Origin of the sequence: Paenarthrobacter nitroguajacolicus (assembly GCF_007786235.1) — a bacterium.
Taxonomy (GTDB): Bacteria; Actinomycetota; Actinomycetes; order Actinomycetales; family Micrococcaceae; genus Arthrobacter; species Arthrobacter nitroguajacolicus_A.
In genome coordinates, this window is record NZ_VNFK01000003.1 from 1 (window position 1) to 25770 (window position 25770).

The window sequence follows — 25770 nt, forward strand, 5'->3', positions numbered from 1 at the left end:
CAAGCACCACACAACACCCGGAGGTCCTCTTATTGCGTCACATCAATCCCGTGTCACCAACCTGCCGGGACACTACAGCTAGGCGTCGTCCTCCAACGCCTTTGCCACGATTCGTTCCAGTTCCTCGGCACTGCCCAGATCGTGCGGGCGCACCACGGAATCATCCGCCACATAGTAGAACGCGGCGCTGACGTCTTCGAGGGGCACTTCCTTGAGTCGCGCCCACGCCAGCCTGTAAACGGCAAGTTGCACCGCCCGCGTCGCCAACTGTTGGCCTGCGGGTCGCCGACCGGTTTTCCAGTCGATGAGCTGCCAGCGGCCATCGGCATCACGGAACACGGCGTCGATACGTCCACGGACTACGACGTCACCAATTCGCGTTTCAACCGGCACTTCTACAAAGGCCGGGGCGCGCTGGGCCCACTCTGACCGTTTGAACGCAGCCACCATGTCATCCAGGCCATAGGCCTCGTCGATATGCGAATCGGACCCCGGCGCTTCATCAAGGTCAAGCATGCCCGTCGTCCCGAAGTACTCCTCCACCCACGCGTGAAAAGCTGTACCTTTCCGCGCTGATATGCCCGGTTCCCGGGGCACCGGCCTGCGGAGCTGGGACAGGACCGCCGCCGGATCGGCGCCCAAATCGACGAAGAGGGACGCCGAGATGTGGCTCGGCAGGTGCACATCCTGGATGGTCTTGCGTTGCCTCTGCCTATCCAGGAGGAGCTCAGCTTCTTGGGACCACTTCCCGGCTGGTGCGCTGAGTTCGCCCGCAGCTGCTTCCCGTTCGGCCGAAGGTCCTTGGCTGTTAGGTCTCTCGATGTATTCAAGGACCATGGCCGCGGCCTGGTCCATGGCAAGCCTGCGGCCGGGAACAAGCCTCAGACGAGCGCCGGTCCGCGGATCCGAAGGTCCCTCGAGGGGGTCATAAGGAAATTGGGCAACCTCAAGCGTTGCCGTCAACGGGCTGGCCTCCGGCAGGGCTTCCTCGGCAACGGACTCCGGATGGATAACTGCCCGTCCAACCGGAAGAAGACTGGCTTCACGGCCAGCGCCCTCCAATCCTGCAAGGGGGGCCAACTCGGAGAGGAAGGTAGACATGTCCGCTATCCCCGAGCGCGAGCCGTTCCACGCAGCGCTGGAGACCTCCAGTACGAACTTCGCCCGTGTGTAGGCGACGTACGCAAGCCTCCGTTCTTCTGCTTCTCCGTGGTGTTGAACCTCGGATTTGAAGTCCTTCTCCGCGTCCAGCCAGCCCTTTTGGTCAGGTTGATCGAGGTCCCACTGGGGAAGATCGCCGCGATCCCCCCGCAGAGGCCACGGCAACGCTGCGGCACCGCTGCTCCACCGTGAATCCCTGTTGCTGGGAAACGATCCTGCGTTGAGACCCGGGACGAAGACAACGTCCCACTCCAATCCCTTGGAGGCGTGGACAGTCAGCAATTGGACGGCTTCGCGATTGGTATCAACCGGGGCGACGTCCAGGCCGCCTTCCTCGGAGGCTGCAGCTTCCAGCCACGACAGGAAAGCCAGCAGATCGATGCGCTGTGATGTCTGAAGGAATCCCGCTGCGGCGTCCTGAAAGGCATCGAGGTTACGGCGTGCCTGGTGAATGCTGGTGCCTGGCTTTGCCGCAACTTCGATGTCCAGGAGCATGGCGCGTTCGACTTCTCCAAGGAGCGTTGTGAGGTCGTCTCCGATGTAGCTGCGGAGGGAGCGAAGTTCCGAAGCCAGGCTGGAGAGCCGGCTCAAGGCAGCAGCGCTCAGGCTCCTCCCCTGTCCTGATGTCCAGCCGGGCTGTGGGAGGTAGTCAAGTGCTTCCACCAGGCTGGCAGCATCGGTGACGTCGCTCTCGACAACCACGGAGGACGGGTCCTCGTCGGCGTCCATGTTTCCTTGGTGGGCGTCCGGAGCTGAGCGGCGACGGGCCAGGAAACGCGACCAATCGTTGAAGGCCATCAAGTCCGCCGGTCCGATCCGCCATCTGGCCCCGGCAAGCAACCTCATCAGGGCATCGGATCGGCCCGGATCGGCCAAGACCCGCAAGGTTGCCACCAAATCCACAATCTCCGGCGTGTCGAGCAACCCACCCAATCCGACGATCTCGTAGGGGATTCCCTGGAGCTCAAACTCGCGGCGAATGCACTCCATCTGCGCCCGCCGGCGACACAGGACCGCCATGGTGGGTTTGACCGGTGTGCCGTCCTTTTCTTCTTCAAAGACCGTCCGCTGGTAGCGCCGGACATCGCGGCCTATGACGGCTGCCTCGTCCTCGTCGGTTCCGAAGCGGCCGATGACAACGCTCCCGTCCACCGCGGCAGGGCTCGGGACCAATGCCGGAACCGAGACGTGGCTGGAGGTCTCCCGCTCCCCTGCCGGACCTTCCAGTGCTGCTGCCCTGTTCAAAGGCGAGGCAATGGTGTTGGCGGCTTCCAGGATGTTCCTGCCGTTGCGCCATGCCGTGGTCAGGTACGAGGTTGGGGCCACGGAATAGGCCTCAGCGGCGCCGGACCCGTCAGTGTGCCGTACCGGGAATTCTTGAACGAAGTGGAAGAGCTGGCCCGCCGAGGCACCCCGGAATCCGTAAATGGACTGGTTGGGGTCACCAACTGCCGTGACTGCGTGTCCCTGCCCGAAAAGGCGCGAGAACAGTACGAGCTGGGCATGGGACGTGTCCTGGAACTCATCCAACAGGACCACTTTGTAGCGCGCACGCTCAGTAGTGGCCGCGAGCGGAATTTCGCTGGCAATACGGGCCGCCAGGGCCACGAGATCTCCAAAGTCGAGGACGCCGCGTTGACGCTTTGCTTCCTGATAGCGAACCACCATATCTGCCACGCTGGCCCGGGTCCTCAGCATGGCTGCCAAGTCTCCGGCGGCCTGCGTCGGGGACTTTTTGGCTCCTGCAACATAGGGAAGCTCCTCAAAGGTCTGGACGCGTTCCAAGACCCAGTCCCGAACAGCGGCCGGATCCTGAAGGTGCTCCGCGCACTCTCCCGCCAACTGGATGACGGCATTGACCAGAGTGGACTTGGCAGCGGTGAAATGTTCGTAGTCGCCGTCGTAGGCCTCCACGATCTCGCTGGCCAACTGCCAGGACTGAGCCCCACCCAACAAGACGACGTCGCGCTCGATGCCAAGTCTCAGGCCGTAGTCCGAGACGATTCCGCTTGCATAGGAGTGGTAAGTGGACACTTTGGGTTCGAGGTCGTCAGCGCCGAGGAGGCCTTCGGGAAACCCAATGCTGCCGTCGTCCTCAGCCGCTATCCGCTGAAGAGTGGCGAGCTTGGTCCGGATTCGGCTGGCGAGCTCCCCGGCAGCCTTGCGGGTGAAGGTCACGCCGAGGACTTCCTCCGGCCGCACCCAGCCGTTAGCCACCAACCACACCACCCGGTCAGCCATGGTTGCGGTCTTACCGGAACCGGCTCCGGCGATCACCAGGCGTGGGGTGAGGGATGAGGCAATGATGTCTGACTGCTCGGATGTGGGGTGGTTCTTCTCACCAAGGATGTCCGCGAGCTGCGACGGTGAGAACCGGGGTTCCGGAACGTCCGCCTCGCCACGAGTGCTGGAGGCAAAGCCGTCCAGGAGCTCGGTTGTCATTCGGTGACCTGCTTTCCTCTGGCGCACAACGGGCAAATATCAGGCAGGCGGCAACCGTGTCCGCCGTGACCACCTTTGCTGGGGTCGTGCCGAGCTTCGAAAGTGGCGCCCGACATCAAGGCAGCGGCTTCATTGACCATGCCTTCCGCCCAATTGTCGGCGGCTTCCAGCGGTTCCTGCTGCTGGACGGCGGGACTCTTGGCCTTGGTTCCCAGTTGGGCCAGCACTGCGCCACCGGGGACGAACGCGTTCGCCGACTCAGCAAGTGATCCGGTGCCCGGATCTTCTTCCCTTGTTCCGACGTCCTGGAAGGCGCCGTTGAGGACGGCCGCCTGATACGCACCCAGTTGGGGGTGTTTGGCCACTTCGGCCTTACCCGGTTGGCGCTTGCCAGTCTTGAGGTCGACAATCACCAGCCGACCCTCCGCATCGATTTCAAGACGGTCCACCTGGCCGCGGAGGACTGCGTGCCGGGTGGCCTCCATTTCAGGCCCTTCGGGTGAAACCACGTCCACCTGGACATCAGGTAGTCGGACCTCAAAGTCGTGTTCTACTGCCAGAAGGCTCCGGCCCTCACTGCGCATGATGAGGACATACTGGGCCAACTTGCGGACCATGAGCTCTGCGCGTTGGAAATCGAGCTTGCCTTCCCAGTTGTCTTTCATGCCCAAGGTGGGCCAGCGCCGAACGAGTTCAGCCACATACTCGGCGCCTGAAGCATCGGGAAGCTCTTGGGCGATGCCGTGGACCAGCGTGCCCAGGCTGCGGGCGAAGTCGGTGGCCGCCTCTCCTCCTGCGGCCTGGACGAACCAATCAAGGGGAGATTTATGGACAGCCTCCACTTTGGACGGCGAGACGGAGACGGTGCCCCCTGGCGGCACCACGGCTTCTTCGGAGCTCAAAGGAGCCAAGCCCCACCACGTATCCGGATGCGCTCCGGGAACAGGCGGTTCCGTACTGGCAAGCCTGGCCAAAACCCGGGCCGCTTCGTGCGCCGCGCGGGCGTTGCCGGATACGGCATCGACTGACTGGACATGCTGCCGGAGTTCTGCGACGAGAGCCCTGAGCGTCATGGGCCGGTCTACGGGCGTATAGTCGCGCTTGTACTCCCCCGGACCCAGCGGTGCCACGTAGTCCAAGAATGAAGAGGGCTGTTCATCTTCCGAGGACACTGCGGTGCAAATCAGTACCTCCCGGGCACGTGAGACGGCCGTTGAGAAACTCCTGAGTTCGTCGTAGCGGATGTCGCGGAGCCTGCTCAGGGGTCCCCGTCGAAGGGCGTACTCCACCCCGTGTTCCACAGCATCGGCGTAGACCGTGCTACCCAGAAGTTCGCCGCGCAACCGCGTATTCGGCCAGACACCTTCCTGGAGGCCGGGGACGATCACCACTGGCCACTCACGGCCGGCTGCACTGGCAGGGGTCATTATTTCCACGCAGGCTTCCAGCTGGGCGCGGGCCGCGAGGGTATCCATGGGCAGTTCCTGGTTCAACAAGTAGTCCAGAAATTGCTCAGGACCGGAACCAGGCAACTGGTCCACAAAGCGCTCGGCCGTATGGAACAACGCCATCATGGCATCGAGGTCGCGATCGGCACGAGCCCCTGAGGCACCACCATCAAGGGCCATTTCGGCCCAACGGGAGGACAAACCGGTGGCCTGCCACAACGCCCACAAGACCGACTCGGCGTTGGCCCCCGGCCCGTTAGCGGCCTCGACGCCTGCGGCGAACATACGGGCGAGACGCCGGGCGGAGCTGCCCTCAATTCCCAACGTAGCCAGCGCTCCCGGCTGAAGCAGGGCTTCCACCAGCAAGGCGTCACTTGAACGGCCGCCACCACCCAGGAGTTCTTCGCGGCGGAGGGACTGCCGGAGCCTGCGGAGCTCAATGGCAGTTGCTCCTCCAATGCGGGACGTCAGGAGGGAAACCGCTGTTTCGGGGGTCAGTTTCTGCGGGTCCAGGACAACGGCGAAGGCTTCCAACAAAGGGCGTACTGCGACTTCGTCACGGACGGCGGAGTCCGCCACTGGAACCCGAACGGGAATCCCCTGGCCGCCCAGGTACCGCTGTAGCTGCGAGATTTGCCCTCCGTTACGGACGATCACGGCAATGTCGCTGAACTCCCTGGATTCACGCAGTTGCGCTTCAAGGATGCGCTGCGCCACGTAGCGCATTTCATGGACAGCAGACGGCAGCACGTGCCCCTCAACCCGGCCCTCCCCGCCGGAGTCGTGGGTGGCCGGATCCCGATGTACCGGTTGTTCCAGTTGCCGGGCCAGCTGGCCGCCCGAGCGCTGCGAGATCCTTGCAGCAACCCTCGTCCAAGCTTCGGCTAGCTGTGGCCTGTGGCGGTGGGTAACGGACAGCGGACGTTCAAGGACCGTTTGATGCGGCCCGCCCAGCAGGGACGGCAACTCCGCCACCAGATCCGGGCGTGCTCCACGGAAGCCCTGCACCACGGTATCCGGCGAGTAGGTCACCACGACGTCCTTGCCCTCCGCCACATCAGCCAGGAGCTCGAAAACGGCCGGGTTGGATTCCTGGGCGTCATCCACCAGGATGAGCTGGAGTCGATCGCGTTCAGCAGCGAGGAATTCCGGCGCATCCTGGAAGATCTGCCGGGCAGTGGTGATGATCCCGGCGGGATCGAAGGCCTCAGGCATGCGAAGGTCCAAGACGTCCCTGTACTCGCTGTACAGCTCGGCGGCCGCCATCCAATCCGGCCGCCCGCATTCGTAGGCCAATCCCACCAGGTCTTCGGCCGTTCTGCCGGACTCGATCACGCGGTCGAACAATTGGCGGATTTCATGGCGGAAGCCGCGCGTGGGAAGGGCCGCAGCGAGGTCCTCAGGCCACGGGAGCCGGGAGCCGGGCCGGGAATGTCCTTCAAGCAATTCTTTGATGATGAGGTCCTGCTCAGGACCCGACAGGAGCTTCGGCGGCCGCGTCAGCGGCAGAACGCCTTCGGCCTTGGCGCGCCGGATGACATCGAAGGCGTACGACGCCCAGGTGCGTGCCGGCGTCGTACTGAGGCTCCGGTCCAGCCGCCCCGTAAAGGAGTCCCGCAAAGCCGCAGCTGCGTGCCGACCAGGAGCGAGAATGAGAATCTGTTCAGGGTTCAGGCCATCCTCGTGGACGCGGCGCACTGCGGATTCGACAAGTACCGTGGACTTGCCCGTTCCCGGGCCTCCTGGGACAAGGACAGGGCCGCTCCCCTGCCGCAGGGAAACGACTGCACTTTGGTCCGGCGAAAGAACGGGTGCCGCGTAGTGGGTCTCACGCGGCGGCAGCAGTCGGAGAGCTGCAGGTGCCTGGCGGGTTTTGGTGGGAGTCGCGGTCACACAGTCATTTCATCATCGGGCACCGACAAAATATGGAGTTGACGCTCCAACTGGTCCGAGATCACATCAAGTTGGTCGAAATCGGCGTCTGTGGGTGCCCAACGAGCCGCCGCCAGATCCACTCTCCAACGGCCTTCACCTGTCCGTTGGAACGCTTCATACGCGCCATGAAGAGGTGTGGATTCTGCCAGGTAGTGTCGCAGTGCGTCGGCCTCATGGCCTGGGGGCGCCTCGCCGCTCGCCCGCAGGACACGCCACCACGCCACGGAGCTGCCATAGTGGCTCATCACTGCGCCCACCTGCCGCGGGCCACCAGCGCCCAACAGTTCCGCGACGTCACCGTAGGACACGGCGGTTCCGGACGGAACGAGGTCCACAACGGCCAGTACCGCCGTCACATACTCCATCCGCATGTGTTCAGCGTAACGGCAGGAGTGTTGGTACCCAAGACTGTCAGGGCCAGCCGGTAGCGTAAAAACATGAGCTCCTGGAACACCCTCTCCCGCGCCGCATTCGACCTCGAGACCACCGGGAAGAACTCTCGTTCAGCGCGGATCGTGACTGCGTCCATCACCGTAGTGGACGCCCACGGGGAACTGATCGCGGAGCACGAATGGCTTGCGGATCCCGGCGTCGAGATCCCGCTTGAAGCCAGTGAAGTCCATGGCATATCCACGGAGAAAGCCAGGGCGGAGGGCCGCCCGGCTGCCGAGGTGACCCGCGAGGTCGCGGGCGTCCTTCAGCGACTGTTCGACGACGGCACCCCCGTCATTGCTTTCAACGCCAGTTACGATTTCACCGTGTTGGCGGCAGAATCCGCACGGTACGGTGTTCCGCAGCTCACCCGCTTCCCGGTTCTGGATCCCTACGTGATGAACAAGCAGGTTGACCGCTACCGCAAGGGCAAGCGCACCCTTACTGCCCTGTGCGAGGAATACGGAGTGGACCTGACCAACGCGCATACCTCTGCCGCCGACGCCTTGGCCACTCTCCGGGTCCTCGACGCCATGGCGGGCAAGTTTCCCAAGCTTCAGATGCCGGCGTCCACGCTGCACCAGTTGCAAGTAGACTGGGCAGCGTCGCAGGCCGCCGATTTCCAGCAGTACTTGAGGCGCAGCAAACCCACAGCTGTAATTGAGGGTGAGTGGCCGGTCCTTCCGCCCGAGGATGCAAGCCGCGGCGGTTTCTAAGTCCGGGACAGCCGCCAGTCAGGTTACGTTCTGCGACGCAAGTCACAAGGATTTCGGGAACCCCGAAAAGCGCCCCAGCTGAGCGAGGATTCCACTAGTGGGCGCGCCCTTGGAATAGTCCGGAGGTGCGCGGCCCCTCTGAGGGTACTTTGTTCGGCAGAATCGAGCGTGAGCAACCATTTCTTCGATTCACCGTGCGCTGGTGGGCTGGTGACATAATTAAGTTTGGCGGGTTGAAGTCTGCTAGGGCAGCCAACCTTCGTATTGCTGCCGCATTCCCCGCCCACCGCGAAACGTCTCCGTGACCCGATGAAAGTGATTTCTTCATGAAATTCAAAGCCCCTAAGTGGCTGTCTGTTGCCCCCGTGGCCGCAGCCCTGGTGATTTCCCTGGCAGCATGCGGCGGAGGAACCTCCGAGCCCAGCGGCACGCCCACCGACGCTCTTGCCGGCAGCGACCAGAAGTCCCTGGACACCTTCACCACCGCCGACGTGACGGCGCTGGACAAGATCGACAAGTCCAAGCTGGGCCTCATCACCGACGGCACCCTGCGCGTGGGCACCCTGTCTGACGCACCGCCGAACATCTTCATCGATCCGTCCGGCAAATTCACCGGCTACGACAACGAGCTCCTGCGCGCCATCGGCGACAAGCTGGGCCTCAAGGTCGAGTTCGCATCCACCGACTTCTCCGCGCTGCTGTCCCAGGTGGGCAACAAGCAGTTCGACGTCGGATCCTCCTCGATCTCCACCACGGACGCCCGCCGCAAGACGGTCGGCTTCACCAACGGCTACGACTTTGGCTACATGGCCATCGTGACCAAGAGCGACTCCAAGGTCACCGGCTTCGCCGACGTCAAGGAAGGCCTCCGCATCGGCGTTGTCCAGGGCACCGTCCAGGATGACTACATGACGAACACGCTCAAGATTGAGCCGGTCCGATTCCCCGACTACAACACGGTCTACGGCAACGTAAAGAACGGCCAGATCGACGCGTGGGTTGCTCCGTCGCAGCAGGCCGAAGGCCAGGTCAAGGAAGGCGACAACACCAAGATCGCCGAGAAGGTTGTCAACACCCAGAACTTCACCGCGTACGCCGTGAACAAGGACAACCAGCCGCTGATCGACGCCCTGAACTCCGGCTTGGACGCTGTCATTGCCGACGGCACCTGGGCCAAGCTCACCGCTGAGTGGTACAAGGACCGTCCGACTGCCGCCGAGCAGACCCCCCAGGGCTGGAAGCCGGGCAGCAAGGCCGTCCAGCTCCCCGCCAAGTAACCAAGGCGTTCCATGGATATCCTCAATCAACTAGCCGAGACCTTCTTCGACTGGGAGGCAATGGGCGAAGTCATCCCCAAGATGTTCGCCGTCGGCCTGCCCAACACCATCGTCCTGGCCGTCGTCTCGGGCATCATCGGGACCGCGCTCGGGATGCTGCTCGCCCTGATGGGGATTTCCCGGAATGCAGCAGCACGGTGGGTAGCCCGTATTTACACGGACATTCTCCGCGGGCTCCCCCCGGTGCTGACCATCCTGGTGATCGGTTTCGGTTTCGGCCCGATCATTCGCGAACTGACGGGCTCCACCAGCCCGTACCCTATGGCCATCGCGGCGCTGTCCTTGATGTCTGGTGCGTACATCGGCGAGATTTTCCGCTCCGGCATCCAGAGCGTGGACAAAGGCCAGTTGGAGGCCACGCGTGCGCTGGGCTTCAGCTATGGCTCATCCATGCGCTTGGTGGTAGTGCCCCAGGGCATCCGTCGCGTCCTTCCCGCGTTGGTCAACCAGTTCATTGCGTTGATCAAGGAATCGTCCCTGGTGTTCATGTTGGGCCTGCTGGCAACGGAGCGCGAAATCTTCCAGATCGGCAAGGACGCAGCTGCCAACAGCGGCAACCTGTCCCCGTACGTGGCGGCGGCCATCTTCTACTTGGCCCTGACCATCCCCCTCACGCACTTCGTGAACTGGATTGACGCCCGCATGCGTGCCGGCCGTCCGGAGAAGAAGGAGCCTGACGAGGCAGCAGCCGTCGTAGGAAAAGGAGCCCAGGCATGAGTGAATTCGCATCAGGCACGCTGACGGCGAAGAACATCCACTTGTCGTTCGGCAGCAACCATGTGTTGCGGGGCATCGACCTGCACGTCGAGAAGGGCACCACGGCCTCCGTGATCGGCCCGTCAGGCTCGGGCAAGTCAACGCTGCTCCGTGTGATGAACAGGCTTATCGAACCGGACCAGGGTGACATCCTGCTGGATGGACGCTCGGTGCTCAAGGACAACCCCGACGAGCTGCGCCGCCGCATCGGCATGGTCTTCCAGCAGTTCAACTTGTTCCCGCACAAGACAGTGGCCGAGAACATCTCGCTGGCCCTGCGCAAACTCCGTGGCATGTCCAAGGAGCAGGCGCGGAACGAGGCCCTCGCCCAGCTGGACTTGGTGGGGTTGAAGCACAAGGCCGACTCACGTCCGGCCAACCTGTCAGGTGGACAGCAACAGCGTGTGGCCATTGCCCGCGCGCTGGCCATGAAGCCTGAGGTCATGTTCTTTGACGAGGCAACCTCTGCGCTGGACCCTGAACTCGTCAAGGGCGTTCTTGCCCTGATGACGGACTTGGCCAAGGGCGGGATGACCATGGTGGTGGTAACCCACGAGATGGGCTTCTCCCGCAACGTGTCCGATGTTGTGACGTTCATGGATGCCGGTGTGGTGGTGGAATCCGGCCCTCCGGAGCAACTCTTCACCGATCCGCGAACGGAACGCCTTCAGGGCTTCCTTTCGGACGTCCTCTAAGCAGGACACAGGCTCCAAAGAACCCCGTCTTCCGGATCAGTCACGTTGGTGATTGAGCTGGAGGGCGGGGTTCTTTGCTGCGTTCATTGCCCTGCTTTGACGCGCAGCACCGTCAGGGCAGCAGCGTCCACCTTGGCTCGGAAGGCCGGATCTGCCTGGGCTTTCTGCGTGACCGCCTGATGCATGAGGGGGATGCTCGCGGGATCGGCGCACACCAGCATGGTTCCGCCGGCAGCGAAGAACTTCAGTGCACGATCGGCGTCCGACCAGGCTTCCAATTGCGCAGCGCTGCAGAGGTCATCCGAGAGAACGATCCCTTTAAACCCCGCATCCGCACGCAGCATGGTGTCCATCACCGTCGGGGAGAAGGGCGCAATATTGGCGGGATCGATCTTGTCGTAGTAGGCATTTGAGACCATGACCCACTGGGTGCCCGCTTTGATGGCGGCGTGGAACGGTTCCAGCGCCGGGTCTGTCCGCGTGGTGGCTGTATCCCGAACATCGCTGGTGACGTCGGTGTTGGGAACCACTCGGCCCAAGCCCGGAAAGTGCTTGACGACAGGGGCGACACCGGCGTCCTTCATGCCGTCGGCAAAGGCATTGCCCAGGGCCGAGACCGTGCTGGGCGCATAGCCGTACTCACGCTGGAAATGGCCGATCGGGGCGTTGGACGGGGCGAACTCCGGGCTGGTGACTGTGTCCAGAACCGGCGCAAGGTTCACATTGACGCCAACGCTTCGAAGTTCCTTGCCCCAGGTTGCAGCATCGGTGCGGAGCTTGGCCGGACCTGACGATGCCTGCACCAGGGCCGTGGGCATCGTGGAGAACCCTGGACCGGAGAGGACTTGGACGTACCCGCCCTCTTGGTCGGTGGCAACGAACAGGGGTACCCCGCCGGTTGTCGCCGGAGAGACGGTACCCGTCAATGAGGACACCACGGACGCCGTAGCGGCAGTACCCGCTTTACTTCGCCCGCTGAGGTAGACGTTGCCGGCGTGATACTTCTTCAGCGCATCCATGGTTCCAGGCTCCGCGCCGGTGGCTTTGGCTGCCACCATGAACAACTGCCCGACGCGCTGTTCAAGGCTCAACGAGGCGAGCTGTTGCTCCGCTATTGACGGCGGGCTCGTAGCGTCCGAGGCGTTCGGGGAAGGACCTGACGACCGGGCGGTGGGGTCCGCTGTGGAGGTGGCGGGAACCGGCGTGCTTGTGGCCGACGAAGGAGCGGCCGAGGGCGTCCCCTCCGGTGAGGTCTGGTCGGAATTTCCGCTGCCGGCTGAGCAAGCTGACGCAATGGCGACGAAGACTCCAGCCGCAATGCTCATGCCGAGGGATGCAATTGTCTGGGTCTTGCGCATGGTAAACCGTAAGTTCGTTGGGGTTGGGTTTCCTCTACGAGCCTACCCCCTGCGAGCACGACAATGCCCCGGGCAGTTGCTTTACGCAGCCGCCCGGGGCATCACGAGGATCAGGCAGATGCAGAGGCAGCGGCCTTCGCAGCAGCCGGCAGGGCGTCGAAAATGCGGTTCATCGCTGCGTCGTCGTGGGCGGCGGACAGGAACCAAGCCTCGAAGACGGACGGCGGCAAGTAGACGCCGGAGTCCAGCATGGAGTGGAAGAACGGTGCGTAGCGGAAGGTTTCCTGGCCTTGGGCGTCATCGTAATTGTGAACACCGTGGGCGGACGTACCGAAGGCAACCGAGAACAAGTTTCCGGCCCGCTGGATGGAGTGGTCCACACCGGCACCGTCCAGCGCAGCGGAGAGCGCGGCCGAGAGTTCCAGTGAGCGGGCATCCACGTGGGCGTAGACCTCGGGAGTTGCATGGGTCAGCGTTGCTACTCCAGCGGCCATTGCCACCGGGTTCCCGGACAAGGTACCGGCCTGGTACACCGGGCCAACGGGAGCGAGGTAGTCCATGACGTCGGCACGGCCGCCCAGTGCCGCCGTCGGCATTCCGCCGCCGATGACCTTACCGAAGGTCAGCAGGTCCGGTGCCCAGCCTTCCTGGCGGCCCGTCAGCCCCCAGTAGCCGGCGTAGCCGGTGCGAAACCCCGTAAGGACTTCGTCAAGGATGAGCAGCGCTCCGTGTTCCTTGGTGATGCGGGACAGCCCTGCGTTGAAGCCCTCCCCCGGGGTTACGACGCCCATGTTGGCCGGAGCCGCTTCCGTGATGACGGCAGCGATGTTCTTGCCGTGGGCAGCGAAGGCGGCTTCGACGGCGTCGAGGTCGTTGTACGGCAGAACCAGCGTCTCAGCTGCCGTGGCTTCCGTTACTCCGGCCGAGCCCGGCAAGGCCAGGGTAGCGACTCCGGAGCCTGCTGCTGCCAGCAGCCCGTCCAGGTGGCCGTGGTAGCAGCCAGCGAACTTGATGATCAGGTTGCGGCCGGTGAAGCCGCGGGCCAGGCGGACGGCGGTCATGGTGGCTTCGGTACCCGTGGAGACCATCCGCAATCGCTCGACGGCTGACACGCGATCTTTCACGATGGCAGCAAGGTTCGCTTCATCCGGAGTCGAGGCGCCGAAAGACAGGCCCCGGTCCACAGCCGCGTGTACGGCGTCCAGCACGGCTGGATGTGCGTGACCCAGCAGCGCCGGTCCCCATGAACACACCAGGTCCACGTATTCCTTGCCGTCCGCGTCAGTAAGGTAGGCGCCCTTCGCGGAGACCATGAACTTCGGGTTGCCGCCCACGGACCCGAAGGCGCGGACCGGCGAATTTACGCCGCCGGGCATCAATGACCGTGCACGGTCGAACAGCTGGTCGGACACAGGGGTGTTTGAAGTCATGGTTCCTATTCTTTCAGTGATTCCAAGGCAGTCGGGCCGCCCGGCAGTAGCAGAGGCTTAGGCGGCAGCCAACAGCTCGGCAACCCTCGGAGCTACCTCGGTGCCGTAGAGCTCGATGCAGCGCATCATGGATTGGTGCGGCAAGGTGCCGTTGCTGTACTTCAGGTCAAAGCGGTCCACGCCGAGGTTCCGCTTGAGCAGGGCGATCTTCTGCGCAACGGTTTCCGGGGATCCGACGTAGAGCGCCCCCTCAGGTCCACACATGGCGTCGAACTCGCCCCTGTTGCCCGGACCCCAGCCTCGCTCCGCACCTATCCGGTTGCGCTGCTCGAGCCAATGCGGGAAGAGTTCCTCGCGGGCTGCCTCGTCCGAGTCAGCGATGAACCCGGGGGAGTGCGTTGCGATCTGCCGCATCGGGTGGCCGTGCTTGGCCATCGCGTCCCGGTACAGGTTGACAAGCGGGGCAAAGCGGCGCGGCTCTCCCCCGATGATGGCGAAGATAATGGGGTACCCGTATTCGGCGCAGCGCAGCACGGATTCAGGAGTTCCACCGACACCGATCCATGCCGGCAGCAGGTGGTGCTGCAACCGCGGGTAGACCTGAAGCCCGTTGACGCTGGGACGGGTGCGGCCTTCCCAATGGAGCGGCTTTTGCGCTCGAGCTTGGTCGAAGAGCTCCAGCTTCTCCTCGAACAACACCTCGTAGTCTGCCAGGTCCAGGCCGAACAGCGGGAAGGACTCAATGAATGATCCCCTGCCGAGCATCACTTCGGCCCTGCCATTGGAGATCGCATCAACGGTGGCGAACCGCTGGAACACTCGGATGGGGTCGTCAGAGCTCAGTACCGTGACGGCCGACCCAAGGCGGATCCGGGACGTCACCGCAGCCGCCGCGGCCAGGAAGACTTCGGGGGCCGACACCGCAAAATCGCGGCGGTGGTGCTCCCCCACGCCAAAAGCGTGAATCCCGACGGCGTCAGCCAGCTTTGCTTCCTCCAGCAGCTCGCGCAGGACTTGCGCGTGCTCCTTGGGGTTCCCGTCGGCGTCGAGCCCTGCATCGCCGAAGGTGTTCAGGCCGAGCAGGATCTCGTGTGCCGCTACGGGTGCGGTGGGATCGGATGTCATCAGGACTCCTTCAGCCAGCCTGCCAGTTCGGAGGCCCAGTAGGTCAGGACAGTATCGGCTCCGGCACGCTTGATGCCGAGCACGGATTCGGTAATGGCACCACGCCTGTCGATCCAGCCGTTGGCGGCAGCCGCTTCGATCATGGCGTACTCGCCTGAAATTTGGTAGGCCGAGACCGGCACGGGGCTCATGGCGGCCACATCGGCCAGGATGTCGAGGTAGCTCATGGCCGGCTTGACCATAACCATGTCCGCGCCTTCTTCGAGGTCCAGCTCAACCTCCAGGATGGCTTCCCGGCGGTTGGCCGCATCCATCTGGTAGGTGCGGCGGTCCCCCTTGAGCTGTGAATCGACAGCTTCGCGGAACGGGCCGTAGAAAGCCGATGCGTACTTGGCGGCGTAGGCAAGGACGGCGGTGTTTTTGTGGCCGGATTCCTCCAGCGCCTGGCGGATCACGGCGATCTGGCCGTCCATCATGCCCGACGGGCCCAGCACATGGGCGCCTGCTTCAGCCTGCGCCACCGCCATCCGGCCGTAGATCTCCAGGGTGGCATCGTTGTCCACATAGCCATCGGCATCCAGCACGCCGCAATGGCCATGGTCAGTGAATTCGTCCAGGCAAACATCGCCCATGATCACCAGGTCATCGCCGACTTCTGCCCGGACGTCGCGGATGGCTTTGTTCAAGACACCGTCGGGATCAAGGGAAGCGGTTCCCTGCGCGTCACGAACCGCGGGAACACCGAAGAGCATGATGCCACCGACGCCCAATTCAACGGCTTCGGCAGCTGCGCGCTTGAGCGAATCAGTGGTGTGTTGGACGACGCCCGGCATGGAACTGATGGGGCTCGGTTCGGTGAGGCCCTCCCGAATGAACGCCGGGAGGATCAAGTCTGCGGGTGCCAGTCGGTTTTCGGCGGTGAGCCTGCGCATGGCGGGCGTGGTGCGCAAGCGGCGGGGACGGTGGTTTGGAAAGCTCATGGCAGGTTCCCTTCGTTAGCGAAAACAGATTCCAGGGCGGCCACGATGCCGTCCGGGGTTGGTTCTTTGGCGATGGCTGCAACGGTGATGCCGAGTCGGCCGGCTTCAGCCGCCGTCGGGCGTCCAATTGCGATGAAACGGCAGGTGCGCAGCGTCGGAAACAGCTGGGCGATGCGCCGGGCGGCGCTGGGTGAGGCGGCAACAACCGCGTCCACAGTGCCGGCGTGCACCGCAGTCTTCGCCTCTTCCGGACTGACGGTCAGCGGCTGGACGGGGTCGGAGTACGCGACGGCGGACGGCAGTTCGGCTGTAAGGCGGAGTTCGTCTCGGGCCGGGTAGTCAACGGTCCGATAGGCGATGACGGTTGTTACGTCCGCGCCTTTGGCAGCCAAGCCTTCCCGCAGGTTCGGCGCTGCGATATCGGCCTGCGGAAGGAATACCCTTGCCGGACCTTGTCCCCACTGGCCAAGCAGCCCTTCTGCCGACTGCAGCTCGCTGGGGGCCAAGGCAACGGTCAGGCCGACGGCTTCAAGGACCTGCCGGGATGACGGCCCGATGGTGGCCACCCTCGTCCCGGAGGGGACGAGGCGCGCGACAGTAGTGTTCCGTCCAACCGCTTTCTCCAGCAGGACACGCACGGTGGTGGTGCTGCTGATCAGCAGCCAGTCAAAGTTGCCCGCGGAAAGCTGGTCCAGCCCTGCGTCCAGCGAAGCTTGGTCCTCTGCCCGCTCAAAGTCGATGAGCGGCAGGACCAGCGGCTCAGCACCCAGTTTCCTGAGGCGCGAAGCCAGTGGCCGGGCACGGTCGGCGGTCCTGGTGATCAGGACACGCCGACCTGCCAAGCCGTTGAGTTTCAACCGCTCAGGATGCTGCAAGGTCCGCGATCTCCGCGGCACCGGCGGCGAGCAACAGCTCAGCCACTTCGATGCCGAGCAGAGTGGCGCCTACTTCGGTCAGCCCGTCCGTGGCCTTCTTTTCGCGCACGGTCTTGGTTCCGTCCACGGCGCAAACCACTGCTTCGAGGTGCAGCATGCTGCCCTTGCGGAAGGCGTAAGCACCAACGGGAGCTGCACACCCCGCTTCAAGCCTGGCCAGTACTGCACGCTCAGCGGTTACCGCGAGGCGGGTGTCGTCGTCGTTCAGTGCAGCGAGGGCCTGTGCCAGCACCCCGCTGGAGCCTTCAGTGGAACCTGCCAGCCGCGGAGCGTCGTCCGTGCGGCACTCGATGGCCAACGCTCCTTGCCCGGGCGCGGGCAGCATGACGTCGAATTCGAAGAACTCGCTGACGGTGTCCAGCCGGTCGATCCGTTCCAGGCCGGCGGCCGCCAGCACCACGGCGTCCAGGTCGCAGGACTTACCGGGAACAACCTCGTCACTGGTATTGCCGGGAAGTCCGGGCACGCGGCCAAGGCGGGTATCGACGTTTCCACGGATATCCAGGACCTCGATGTCCGGGCGCGCTGCCCTAAGCTGCGCTGCGCGGCGGGGCGAGCCTGTGCCCACCCTGGCGCCACCGGGCAGTTCGGCGAGGGTCATGCCCTCGCGTGCGCAGAGAACATCCCTCACATCCACGCGCTTGGGCGTCGCGGCAATGCTGAGGCCGAGTGCTGCCCCTGTGGGCAGGTCCTTGAGGGAGTGCACGGCGACATCGCAGGTTTCAGCCAGCAAAGCGTCACGCAAAGCCGCAACGAACACGCCCGTGCCGCCCATCTGCGAGAGTGACCCGGTCTTGACGTCACCTTCGGTCTTGATATGCACGAGCTCCACCGGGAAGCCGCCAACAGCAGCCAATTTATCGGCGGTTTGCTGCGTCTGCGTCAGGGCCAATTTGCTCGCCCGGGTGCCGATGCGAACAGTCACTTGGCTGCCTCCGACGCAGGGTAGGCATCGTGGCCGCTGCCGATGGTGGTCCCAACCTCAGCGATGACGGGCTTGGCACCACGGAAGTTTTCACAGCAGTTCGGGCGGCAGACGTCGTACCAAGGACCGAGGTCGGTCACGTGCGGACGGTCAGCAATGTTGTTGTCCACGGTGCGTTCGCAGATGAGGTCCACAAGGCCGGACACGAAAGCTGCATGCGTGCCCGGAGTGGGAACGCGCGTGGCTTCGATGTCCAGGTTCTTGCAGGTTTCCAGTGCCTCGGTGTCGAGGTCCCAGGCGACTTCCATATGGTCGCTGACGAATCCCAGCGGCACGATAACGACGCCGCGAACGCCCTGGGGTGCGATCTCCTCCAGGTGGTCGTTGATGTCAGGCTCCAGCCACGGAATGTGGGGTGCGCCCGAGCGGGACTGGTACACGAGGTCCCATGCGACGTTCGGCGCGACGACATCCATGATGGCCTTGGCGTTGGCCAGGTGCTGGGCGGCGTAGGCGGAACCCTCCGCGAACTCGCGGGGCTCGTCCTCGGAGCGGCCAGCTGCCTCGGCGTCACGGGTGGGGATGGAGTGCGTGGCGAATAGGACGCGGATCTTCGAGTCCGGGTCGGCTTCACCCGCCGCTGCCAGCTTCTCGCGGATTTCCTGCAGTCCGGAGGCGGTGCCTTCAAGGAAGGGCTGGACCACGCCGGGGTGGTCGAAGTACTGCCGGATCTTGTCGACCTGCAGCTTGCCGTCCAAACCGGTTTCCGTCAACGCGATGCCGATGTCTTCGCGGTACTGGCGGCAGCTGGAGTAACAGGAGTAGATGCTGGTGGTGAGCATCAGGATGCGGCGGTGGCCGGCGTCGTAGGCGTCCTGCAGGACCGGCGCGATGTACGGGTCCCAGTTCCGGTTCCCCCAGAGCACTGGGAGCTCGATCCCGCGTTGAGCCAGTTCGGCCTCGATGGCGGCCTTCAGCTCACGGTTCTGCTGGTTGATGGGGCTGATGCCACCAAAGGCGCGGTAGTGGTGCGAGACCTCTTCGAGGCGCTCGTCCGGGATTCCGCGGCCACGGGTGACATTGCGGAGGAAGGGAATGACGTCTTCCTGCCCTTCGGGACCTCCGAAGGAGGCAAGCAACACGGCATCGTACTGCTTCGGTTCCTGCCGGCCGCGCTCGGTCACGTCGTTACGGGCGGTGGAGATTGCAAGCTCGTTCACGCCAGGACCTCGGCAATCTCGGCTGCGGTCACCCGGCGGCCGGTGTAGAAGGGGATTTCTTCGCGGACGTGGTTGCGCGCGTCGGTGGCCCGCAGGTGGCGCATCAGGTCAACGAGGTCCACCAGTTCAGGGGCCTCAAGGCCAAGGATCCATTCCCAGTCGCCCAGGGCAAACGAGGAAACGGTGTTGGAGATGACCTGCGGGAATTCACGGCCGAGCATGCCGTGCTCGCGGAGCATGGCGCCACGCTCTTCGGCAGGCAGGATGTACCACTCGTAGGAACGGACGAAGGGATAGACACACAGCCAGGTGCTCGGCTCGACGCCACGGGCGTAAGCCGGCACGTGGCTCTTGGCAAACTCTGCTTCGCGGTGCACACCCATGGCGGACCAGACGATCTCGGTTCCCGCGAAAAGCTTGCTGCGGCGGATGGAGCGGACGGCGGACTGCAGGTCTTCCGGCTTGGCGCCGTGGAGCCACACCATGATGTCGGCGTCCGAGCGCATGGCGGAAACGTCGTAGCTGCCGCGCAGGATCACGCCATCTTCGGCAAGTTTTTCCACGAGGGCTTCGAATTCCTGGGCAGCATCGCCGCTGCGCAGGACATCGGCCGAGCGCTTGAAGACGGTCCAGAGCGTGAAGAACTGCTCTTCGGTACCAGCAGTTTTAGTGACAGATTCGGCAGAAGTGTGGCTCATGGTTCAAGTTTGCCCCGTGCCAGCCACTAAGTCGAAACGGATCAGTTCTACAAGGCGTAGAAGTGACGCAAATCACGGAATCGACGGCCCCTCGGCATTTCCGGCGGCAAGCTGCGACCTCGTATCTGCGACCACGGCCGCCAAGCCATTACCGGCCAACCAGCCCCCGACGACCGTCAGGCCCTCCACGGCGGCACAGGCCTTCCGCACTTGCGCTACGCGCTGTTTATGACCGACGGCGGCAAACGGCAAGGCACCCGCCCACCGCACCACGTCCCAATCCACAATGTCAGCTTGGGTCACCGGAACAGTCAACAACGTGGAGGCGTCCTCCAGGGCTGCGGCCAGGAGCGAGTCGTCATCAAGGACAAGGTCGGCTCCCCCACCGGCTTCCTCGCGCCGACCATAGGAAAGACGCAGGACATGCGTTCCAGGACCTGCTTCTTCGGCCAACCAGTCCCACTTGGCGGTGGCATGGGTCAATGCCTTCGCCTTCACCCCGGGAGTCTGCGGTGCCACCAGGATTCCGGTGCCACGAGGCCGGCGGTCCAGTTCCGGCAGGTCCACCACGATGGTCACCAAGCTCACCAACGGTCCGGGAGCAGGACGCAAGCCGGACAACTCCGGCATGGACTTTTCCAGCAGCCCGACGGCAGCAGGACCGTCCAGCGCCACCACCAGCCGCCCGGCGTCGTACGTAGAATCGCCGGCGGCGACCCGCCAGCCGCCTTGCGTCTTGACGATGTCCTCGGCGCGCTTGCCCGTCAGCAGTTCCACGCCACGCTCCCGCAGGTCAGCGACCAACGCTTCGACGATCGTATTCATACCGCCCATCAGACCGGCGACGGCGGAACCGGCCTTGGCGGGACCCGAACCTGCACTTGCCTTGCGTTGGGCGACCTTGCGCTGGGCGGCAACCGCTGCGGCCAGGGAGCCATGTTCGCGGAGTCCCGAACGGAGTCCAGGCGCGACCATGTCGACATCCAAGAGGGCCGGATCGGCCGAATGAACGCCACCTACCACCGGGGCGACCAACCGCTCCAAAACCTTCTTGCCCATGCGGGAACGGACCAACGCTGAAACACTGGTGACCTCGGCTGACGTACCCAGCGAAGCCGGCAGCCAACGGTCAAGAGAGGCGCGCACCGCCCCCGCCAACCCGAGCGAACGCCGGACCTCAGGATCCCAAGGGTTGGCCGGAATGCCGAGGACTCCCGTTTTGGGCAGTTCCTGAGGACCGTCCGGCAACTGAACCCACGCGCCGCCCGGATGGGGAGCGACGATCTTGTCTTCCAAGCCGAGTTCGCGCGCGAGGTCGGCCACGGCCGTGGACCGCGTAGCGAAGGACTCGGCGCCGCTGTCCAGGTGCAATCCCGCAACAACGTGGCTCCCGACGCAGCCTCCCCAGTTCCCGCTGGCCTCAAGGACCGTAACGGATGTGCCCACCATGGCCAGCTCCCGGGCAGCGAGCAGCCCTGAGATGCCGCCGCCCACCACCACGGCCGCCGGCCGTCCGGCGTGCGGATTGGGCGTTGCTCGTCCCCCGCGCATGATTCCTACTCTGCGGGGATCGAGTGGATGAGCTCCACCACCCGCGTCAGGACAGTGGGGTCCGTCTCGGGGGGAACTCCGTGACCAAGGTTCAGGACGTGGCCCGGTGCATGCGCTCCTGCTGCGATGACCTCACGGACGTGGGCTTCAAGGACCTCCCAGGGCGCCGAGAGCAGCGCGGGATCGATGTTGCCCTGCAGCGGAACCGTTCCGCCCAAACGACGGTTGGCCTCGTCGAGCGGCAGGCGGTAGTCGACGCCCACCACGTCGACGCCGACGTCGCGCATGGCAACCAGCAACTCTGATGTGCCCGTACCAAAATGGACCAGCGGCGCGCCGAGGCCGCGGACATGGTCGAGCGCGCGGGCCGAGGCCGGCGCCACGAACCTGGTGTAGTCCGCCAAGCCGAGCGAACCCGCCCATGAGTCGAAGAGCTGTCCGGCCGAGGCGCCCGCCTCAAGCTGCGCCTGGAGGAACATGCCGGAAGCATCGGCAGCCCAATTGGCCAACGCCGTCCAGGTTTCCGGATCGGCATGCATCATGGTCCGTGGACCGAGGTGGTCGCGGGACGGTTTGCCCTCAACCATGTAGGCGGCCAAGGTGAACGGCGCACCGGCGAATCCAATGAGCGGAGTCTTGCCGAGCCCGGCAACGGTCAGGCGCACGGCTTCACGGATCGGCTCAAGGGCTTCCCACGTCAGGGTGGGCAGGGCTGCGACATCCGCGGCAGTGCGGACGGGCTTGTCCAGCACCGGGCCTACGCCGGGGACGATGTCCACGCCCACTCCCGCCAGCTTCAAGGGGATCACGATGTCGGAAAAGAAGATGGCGGCATCGACGTCGTGGCGGCGAACAGGCTGAAGCGTGATCTCGGCGGCCAGCTCGGGCCTGAGACACGAATCGAGCATCGCAACACCTTCACGGACCTTGAGGTATTCAGGCAACGAACGGCCGGCCTGGCGCATGAACCACACGGGCCTGCGGGACGGCTTGCCACCGCGGTAAGCCGTGATCAGCGGCGAATCCGAGGTCCGGCCGTCCCTCAGCGGGTGGTTGGCGTCGAGGGTTCCCGCCGGGGCGGTGGAGGCCGTACTGTTGGATGCTGCCGCGCTAGAAGTCATGCCTTCGATTGTGCCGAAAATCCGGGGCAAAAGATAACGACAAGCTGTCACGTCGCGCCCCGCCCGGGCCGTTGTGGCGGGGATCACCCACCTGCGTGTGGATCACCACGGCGCCACATTGTTCTACCGGGCTACGAAAAAGCTATGATTGGGGTGCTGTGGTTCTTTTCTCATTGGTGGCTACACACGCCGACATCGACCTCGAAACTGTCGCTCAGTTGAGCAACGGTTCCTCTGAGCTTGCCTCGGCAGCCCTGACGGATTCCCCGGTGGTTTCCGGAGCCGTTGTGCTGGCTACCTGCAACCGCTATGAGGTTTACGGCGAAACGGCCAACGGGGCTGACCTTGAAGCAGCCCGCTCCGCCCTTGTTTCCCAGATCAGCGAACTGAGCGGCCTCAACGAGCAACTCGTCTCCCGTTCCTTCGCCACCCACACGGGCCCTGACGTCACCCGCCACCTTTTCGCCGTGAGCGCTGGACTGGACTCCGCCGTCGTGGGTGAACGTGAGATCGCAGGCCAGGTCCGCCGGGCCCTCATCACCGCCCAGCAGGAAGGCACCGCGAGCTCCGGCCTCGTCCGGCTTTTCCAAGCGGCTTCCAAGACTGCCAAGGACGTCGGTGCACAGACCGCCCTGGGCTCCCGTGGCCTTTCCATCGTCTCCGTCGCTTTGGACCTTGCCACCGATCTTGCCGAAAACGACGATTGGACCACCAAGAAGGTTGTGGTCTTCGGCACCGGGGCGTACGCCGGGGCCACCATGTCCCTTCTTCGGGAACGCGGTTGCACGGACATCTCCGTCTACTCCTCTTCCGGCCGGGCAGAAGGCTTCGTAGCCACCCGTGGCGGTACGGCCCTCGACGCCGACACGCTTCCCGCCGCCGTTGCCGCAGCCGACGTCATGATCGGTTGCAGTGGTTCGGACAACCGGGTGGAAGCAGCAGACCTTGCCCGCGTACGGGAGAACTCCGGCAAGCCGTTGATCGCGATCGACCTCGCCCTTACCCATGATTTCGATCCTGCCGTGGGCGAGCTGGACGGCGTCGAACTGCTGACGCTGGAGTCAGTGCGACTCGCCGCACCCCAGGAGCAGGCAGAGTCGCTCTCCCAGGCCAGCGCCATCGTCAACGGCGCTGCTACGTCCTTCGAGACGGAGCGCGAAGCACGTTCCGTGGACACGGCCATCGTGGCGCTGCGCCGCCACACCATGAACGTCCTGGACGCTGAGATGGAAAAGGTCCGTGCCCGCCACGGTTGTACTGCTGCTGCCGAAGAGGTGGAGTTCGCGCTGCGCCGTATGGTCAAGCAGCTCCTGCACATCCCCACGGTTCGGGCGCGGGAACTCGCGGCCAATGGCCAGCAGGAAGACTACGTCGCAGCCCTTGAGGCTCTGTACGGCATCCAGGTGGAACAGCCCCGGGCCGCCGCGCCTGCTGCGGAATGCCCCGTAGACCACGAGCAACTCCGCTCCGAAAGCGCCTGACGGATTTCCAAGGCGGCACCCTCTTACCCGGGCCCTTTCCCAGGCCGCTCCCCCACGGCCGGGCGGTCCACGCCGCCTAGTAGACCGGCTTCCCGGGTTCGACGTCCCGGACCCAGGCGAGAATACCGCCGTCGAGATGGCTGACCCGGGTGTAACCCGCCCTCTGAGCAGCCTCCAGGACAGCAGCAGAGCGCGTCCCGGCCTTGCAGTGGAACACGATGTCTTTGTTCTGCGGCAACTCCACCCACGCCTCACCTGAGAGGATGCGGCCCTGCGGGATGAGCACTGAACCGTCGATGCTCACAATGCTGTGTTCTCCCGACTCCCGGACATCAACCAATTCGAAGTCACGCTCCCCCGACTCCCGCTCCGCCAGCATCCCGGCGAGCTCCTTGGCAGAGACCGTGTGGTCCTGATCGGTTGGCGCCAAAGGCGTCACGCCGCAGAACGCCTCGTAGTCCGTGAGTTCGGTGATGGGTTCGGCTTCCGGATCCTTGGATACCTTGATCTCGCGCCAACTTCCACCCAGGGCGTCGAACAGCGCCACGCGGCCAAGCAGAGAACGCCCGACGCCGGTGATCAGCTTCACCGCTTCAGTCACCATGAGCGATCCAACCGCTGCACACAGCATGCCGAAGACGCCGCCCTCCCCACAGGACGGGACGGAACCGGCTGGAGGGGCTTCCGGATACAGGTCCCGGTACGTGGGGCCGTGCTCGGCCCAGAAAACGCTGACTTGTCCATCGAAGCGGAAGATGGAGCCCCAGACGTAGGGCTTGCCAAGGATGGCAGCGGCGTCGTTGACGAGGTAGCGAGTGGCAAAGTTGTCTGCACCGTCAAGGATGAGGTCGTACTGCGCGAACAGTTCCATGGCGTTGGAGGAATCGAGCCGGACGTTGTGCAGGACCACGTTGACCAGCGGATTGAGCTCGGCAATGGCGTTGCGCGCAGACTCGATCTTGGGGGTGCCTACGTCCTTCACTCCGTGGATCACTTGGCGTTGGAGGTTGGTGAGGTCCACGTCGTCGTCGTCCACGATCCCCAGGGTCCCGACTCCGGCAGCGGCCAGGTACAACAATGCGGGCGATCCGAGCCCACCTGCCCCTATGACAAGCACTTTCGCATTCTTAAGCCTGCGTTGGCCCACAGCGCCAATTTCCGGAATGATGAGATGCCGTGAGTACCGCTCCACCTCGGCCGGCGTAAGCTCGGCGGCCGGTTCAACAAGGGGCGGCAGGACAGTGGGCGCAGCAGAGTGGGCAGCAACAATTGAGGCCATACCCCAATGTATGCCTGCCGATGCCGCCCGGTCATATTACCCACCGGTAGAGTGGTCATAACTGCAAAGGAAAGGCGGCAGACTGTGGCTGACGGCACACGGGCAAACGATGGGGCACCCGCGAAGCAGGAACGGACAGGTTCACCTCGTTCACCAAGGTTGCCGCGGGACGAGCGCCGGGCACAGTTGCTCAACGCCGCGTTGGAAGTGTTTGTCTCCAATGGTTTCCACGGCGCCGCCATGGACGAAATCGCAGAAACTGCGCATGTCAGCAAGCCGGTGCTTTACCAGCACTTCCCGTCCAAACGCGAGCTTTACATGGCCCTCCTGGACAGCCATCTGGCCACGTTGACGGATTTGATGCTCAGTGCTTTGAACTCCACTACGGATAACAAGGAGCGCGTCAAAGCCGTCATGCGGGCCTACTACAGGTTCATTGCCGACGACGACCAAGCCCACCGCCTGGTATTTGAATCGGACCTTATTAACGATCCCGATGTCAGCTCCCGCCTGGAGACTTTCAATAAGACGTTCGCTGACGCGGTGGCGCACGTGATCGCCGAGGACACCAAGCTTCCTCCCCTTGAGGCGCAGCTTTTGGGCCGCGGCCTGGCCGGAATGGCGCAGGTCAGCGCCCGGTATTGGCTTGAAACGGACGGAAACCTGGACCTCGATGTGGCCAGCGATCTGATCTATCGTTTAGCTTGGCGCGGAATCAGTCGATTCCCCAAAGAGTCCTAGGCTA

General features: G+C 64.1%; 20 protein-coding genes. 6 read left to right on the plus strand and 14 right to left on the minus strand.

Going from position 1 to position 25770, the window contains the following annotated elements:
• Positions 1-78: 78 nt before the first annotated feature.
• The 3 genes from FQP90_RS03910 to FQP90_RS03920 are packed head-to-tail and all read right to left on the minus strand — an operon-like array spanning position 79 to position 7357.
• Positions 79-3603, minus strand: a complete 3525-nt coding sequence (locus FQP90_RS03910) for an ATP-dependent helicase (RefSeq protein ID WP_144648434.1) — start codon at positions 3601-3603, stop codon at positions 79-81.
• Entirely contained in the window at positions 3600-6944 is a 3345-nt protein-coding gene (locus FQP90_RS03915; RefSeq protein WP_144648435.1) for an ATP-dependent helicase, read from the minus strand. The genes FQP90_RS03910 and FQP90_RS03915 overlap by 4 nt, the downstream gene beginning before the upstream one ends.
• The gene (locus FQP90_RS03920; RefSeq protein WP_144648436.1) at positions 6941-7357 is read right to left on the minus strand and encodes an MGMT family protein; all 417 of its coding nucleotides are present in this window, start codon (positions 7355-7357) and stop codon (positions 6941-6943) included. The genes FQP90_RS03915 and FQP90_RS03920 overlap by 4 nt, the downstream gene beginning before the upstream one ends.
• A gap of 66 nt (positions 7358-7423) precedes the next feature.
• Here FQP90_RS03920 and FQP90_RS03925 point away from each other — a divergent pair, with 66 nt between their 5' ends.
• The 4 genes from FQP90_RS03925 to FQP90_RS03940 all read left to right on the plus strand — a co-directional run bounded on the left by FQP90_RS03925 (position 7424) and on the right by FQP90_RS03940 (position 10922).
• A complete protein-coding gene (locus FQP90_RS03925) occupies positions 7424-8134 on the plus strand; it encodes a 3'-5' exonuclease (protein WP_144648437.1) in 711 nt (236 codons plus the stop codon).
• A 326-nt stretch (positions 8135-8460) separates the two neighbouring features.
• A complete protein-coding gene (locus FQP90_RS03930) occupies positions 8461-9411 on the plus strand; it encodes an ABC transporter substrate-binding protein (protein ID WP_144648438.1) in 951 nt (316 codons plus the stop codon).
• A 12-nt stretch (positions 9412-9423) separates the two neighbouring features.
• Complete coding sequence (locus tag FQP90_RS03935) at positions 9424-10188, plus strand: amino acid ABC transporter permease (protein ID WP_011775398.1); 765 nt, start codon at positions 9424-9426, stop codon at positions 10186-10188.
• Positions 10185-10922 (plus strand): amino acid ABC transporter ATP-binding protein, encoded by a 738-nt coding sequence (locus tag FQP90_RS03940; protein ID WP_144648439.1) that lies wholly within the window; start codon positions 10185-10187, stop codon positions 10920-10922. Before FQP90_RS03935 ends, FQP90_RS03940 begins: the two co-directional genes overlap by 4 nt.
• An 83-nt stretch (positions 10923-11005) precedes the next feature.
• Here the strand turns inward: FQP90_RS03940 and FQP90_RS03945 are convergent, their stop codons facing one another.
• The 10 genes from FQP90_RS03945 to hemE form a co-directional block, all read right to left on the minus strand.
• Positions 11006-12280 carry a glycoside hydrolase family 3 N-terminal domain-containing protein gene (locus tag FQP90_RS03945; RefSeq protein ID WP_144648440.1) on the minus strand — a complete coding sequence of 425 codons (1275 nt, stop codon included), beginning with the start codon at positions 12278-12280 and terminating at the stop codon, positions 11006-11008.
• 110 nt (positions 12281-12390) lie between these two features.
• Complete coding sequence (hemL, locus tag FQP90_RS03950) at positions 12391-13710, minus strand: glutamate-1-semialdehyde 2,1-aminomutase (protein WP_144648441.1); 1320 nt, start codon at positions 13708-13710, stop codon at positions 12391-12393.
• A 57-nt stretch (positions 13711-13767) separates the two neighbouring features.
• The gene (locus FQP90_RS03955) at positions 13768-14835 is read right to left on the minus strand and encodes an LLM class flavin-dependent oxidoreductase (protein ID WP_144648442.1); all 1068 of its coding nucleotides are present in this window, start codon (positions 14833-14835) and stop codon (positions 13768-13770) included.
• A complete protein-coding gene (hemB, locus tag FQP90_RS03960) occupies positions 14835-15815 on the minus strand; it encodes a porphobilinogen synthase (protein WP_144648443.1) in 981 nt (326 codons plus the stop codon). The genes FQP90_RS03955 and hemB overlap by 1 nt, the downstream gene beginning before the upstream one ends.
• Positions 15812-16672, minus strand: coding sequence for a uroporphyrinogen-III synthase (locus FQP90_RS03965; protein WP_244296478.1), 861 nt, complete (start codon positions 16670-16672; stop codon positions 15812-15814). Before FQP90_RS03965 ends, hemB begins: the two co-directional genes overlap by 4 nt.
• Positions 16673-16676: 4 nt before the next feature.
• Positions 16677-17675 carry a hydroxymethylbilane synthase gene (gene hemC / locus FQP90_RS03970; RefSeq protein ID WP_144648445.1) on the minus strand — a complete coding sequence of 333 codons (999 nt, stop codon included), beginning with the start codon at positions 17673-17675 and terminating at the stop codon, positions 16677-16679.
• Positions 17672-18895, minus strand: a complete 1224-nt coding sequence (locus tag FQP90_RS03975; RefSeq protein WP_144648446.1) for a ferrochelatase — start codon at positions 18893-18895, stop codon at positions 17672-17674. Before FQP90_RS03975 ends, hemC begins: the two co-directional genes overlap by 4 nt.
• On the minus strand, positions 18892-19593 hold the full coding sequence (gene hemQ, locus FQP90_RS03980; RefSeq protein ID WP_144648447.1) for a hydrogen peroxide-dependent heme synthase: 702 nt from the start codon (positions 19591-19593) through the stop codon (positions 18892-18894). Before hemQ ends, FQP90_RS03975 begins: the two co-directional genes overlap by 4 nt.
• A gap of 72 nt (positions 19594-19665) precedes the next feature.
• Entirely contained in the window at positions 19666-21144 is a 1479-nt protein-coding gene (gene hemG, locus FQP90_RS03985; protein ID WP_144648448.1) for a protoporphyrinogen oxidase, read from the minus strand.
• A 5-nt stretch (positions 21145-21149) separates the two neighbouring features.
• A complete protein-coding gene (hemE, locus tag FQP90_RS03990) occupies positions 21150-22265 on the minus strand; it encodes a uroporphyrinogen decarboxylase (protein WP_144648449.1) in 1116 nt (371 codons plus the stop codon).
• A 158-nt stretch (positions 22266-22423) separates the two neighbouring features.
• On the opposite strand from hemE, the gene FQP90_RS03995 reads away from it, so the two are divergent.
• Positions 22424-23746, plus strand: a complete 1323-nt coding sequence (locus FQP90_RS03995) for a glutamyl-tRNA reductase (protein WP_144648450.1) — start codon at positions 22424-22426, stop codon at positions 23744-23746.
• 76 nt (positions 23747-23822) lie between these two features.
• On the opposite strand, the gene moeB is transcribed toward FQP90_RS03995, so the two are convergent.
• Positions 23823-25025 carry a molybdopterin-synthase adenylyltransferase MoeB gene (gene moeB, locus FQP90_RS04000; RefSeq protein WP_144648451.1) on the minus strand — a complete coding sequence of 401 codons (1203 nt, stop codon included), beginning with the start codon at positions 25023-25025 and terminating at the stop codon, positions 23823-23825.
• Positions 25026-25031: 6 nt separating this feature from the next.
• Here moeB and FQP90_RS04005 point away from each other — a divergent pair, with 6 nt between their 5' ends.
• Positions 25032-25766, plus strand: a complete 735-nt coding sequence (locus FQP90_RS04005; RefSeq protein WP_244296480.1) for a TetR/AcrR family transcriptional regulator — start codon at positions 25032-25034, stop codon at positions 25764-25766.
• The last annotated feature ends 4 nt before the right edge of the window (positions 25767-25770 follow it).

Coding starts and splice junctions, on each gene's coding strand:
- FQP90_RS03925 (WP_144648437.1), top strand. CDS start 7,424: ATGAGCTCCTGGAACACCCTCTCCCGCGCCGCATTCGACCTCGAGACC.
- FQP90_RS03930 (WP_144648438.1), top strand. CDS start 8,461: ATGAAATTCAAAGCCCCTAAGTGGCTGTCTGTTGCCCCCGTGGCCGCA.
- hemE (WP_144648449.1), bottom strand. CDS start 22,265: ATGACTTCTAGCGCGGCAGCATCCAACAGTACGGCCTCCACCGCCCCG.
- FQP90_RS03920 (WP_144648436.1), bottom strand. CDS start 7,357: ATGCGGATGGAGTATGTGACGGCGGTACTGGCCGTTGTGGACCTCGTT.
- hemL (WP_144648441.1), bottom strand. CDS start 13,710: ATGACTTCAAACACCCCTGTGTCCGACCAGCTGTTCGACCGTGCACGG.
- hemB (WP_144648443.1), bottom strand. CDS start 15,815: ATGAGCTTTCCAAACCACCGTCCCCGCCGCTTGCGCACCACGCCCGCC.
- hemG (WP_144648448.1), bottom strand. CDS start 21,144: ATGCGCGGGGGACGAGCAACGCCCAATCCGCACGCCGGACGGCCGGCG.
- hemQ (WP_144648447.1), bottom strand. CDS start 19,593: ATGAGCCACACTTCTGCCGAATCTGTCACTAAAACTGCTGGTACCGAA.
- FQP90_RS04005 (WP_244296480.1), top strand. CDS start 25,032: ATGTATGCCTGCCGATGCCGCCCGGTCATATTACCCACCGGTAGAGTG.
- FQP90_RS03940 (WP_144648439.1), top strand. CDS start 10,185: ATGAGTGAATTCGCATCAGGCACGCTGACGGCGAAGAACATCCACTTG.
- FQP90_RS03945 (WP_144648440.1), bottom strand. CDS start 12,280: ATGCGCAAGACCCAGACAATTGCATCCCTCGGCATGAGCATTGCGGCT.
- FQP90_RS03955 (WP_144648442.1), bottom strand. CDS start 14,835: ATGACATCCGATCCCACCGCACCCGTAGCGGCACACGAGATCCTGCTC.
- FQP90_RS03935 (WP_011775398.1), top strand. CDS start 9,424: ATGGATATCCTCAATCAACTAGCCGAGACCTTCTTCGACTGGGAGGCA.
- moeB (WP_144648451.1), bottom strand. CDS start 25,025: ATGGCCTCAATTGTTGCTGCCCACTCTGCTGCGCCCACTGTCCTGCCG.
- FQP90_RS03910 (WP_144648434.1), bottom strand. CDS start 3,603: ATGACAACCGAGCTCCTGGACGGCTTTGCCTCCAGCACTCGTGGCGAG.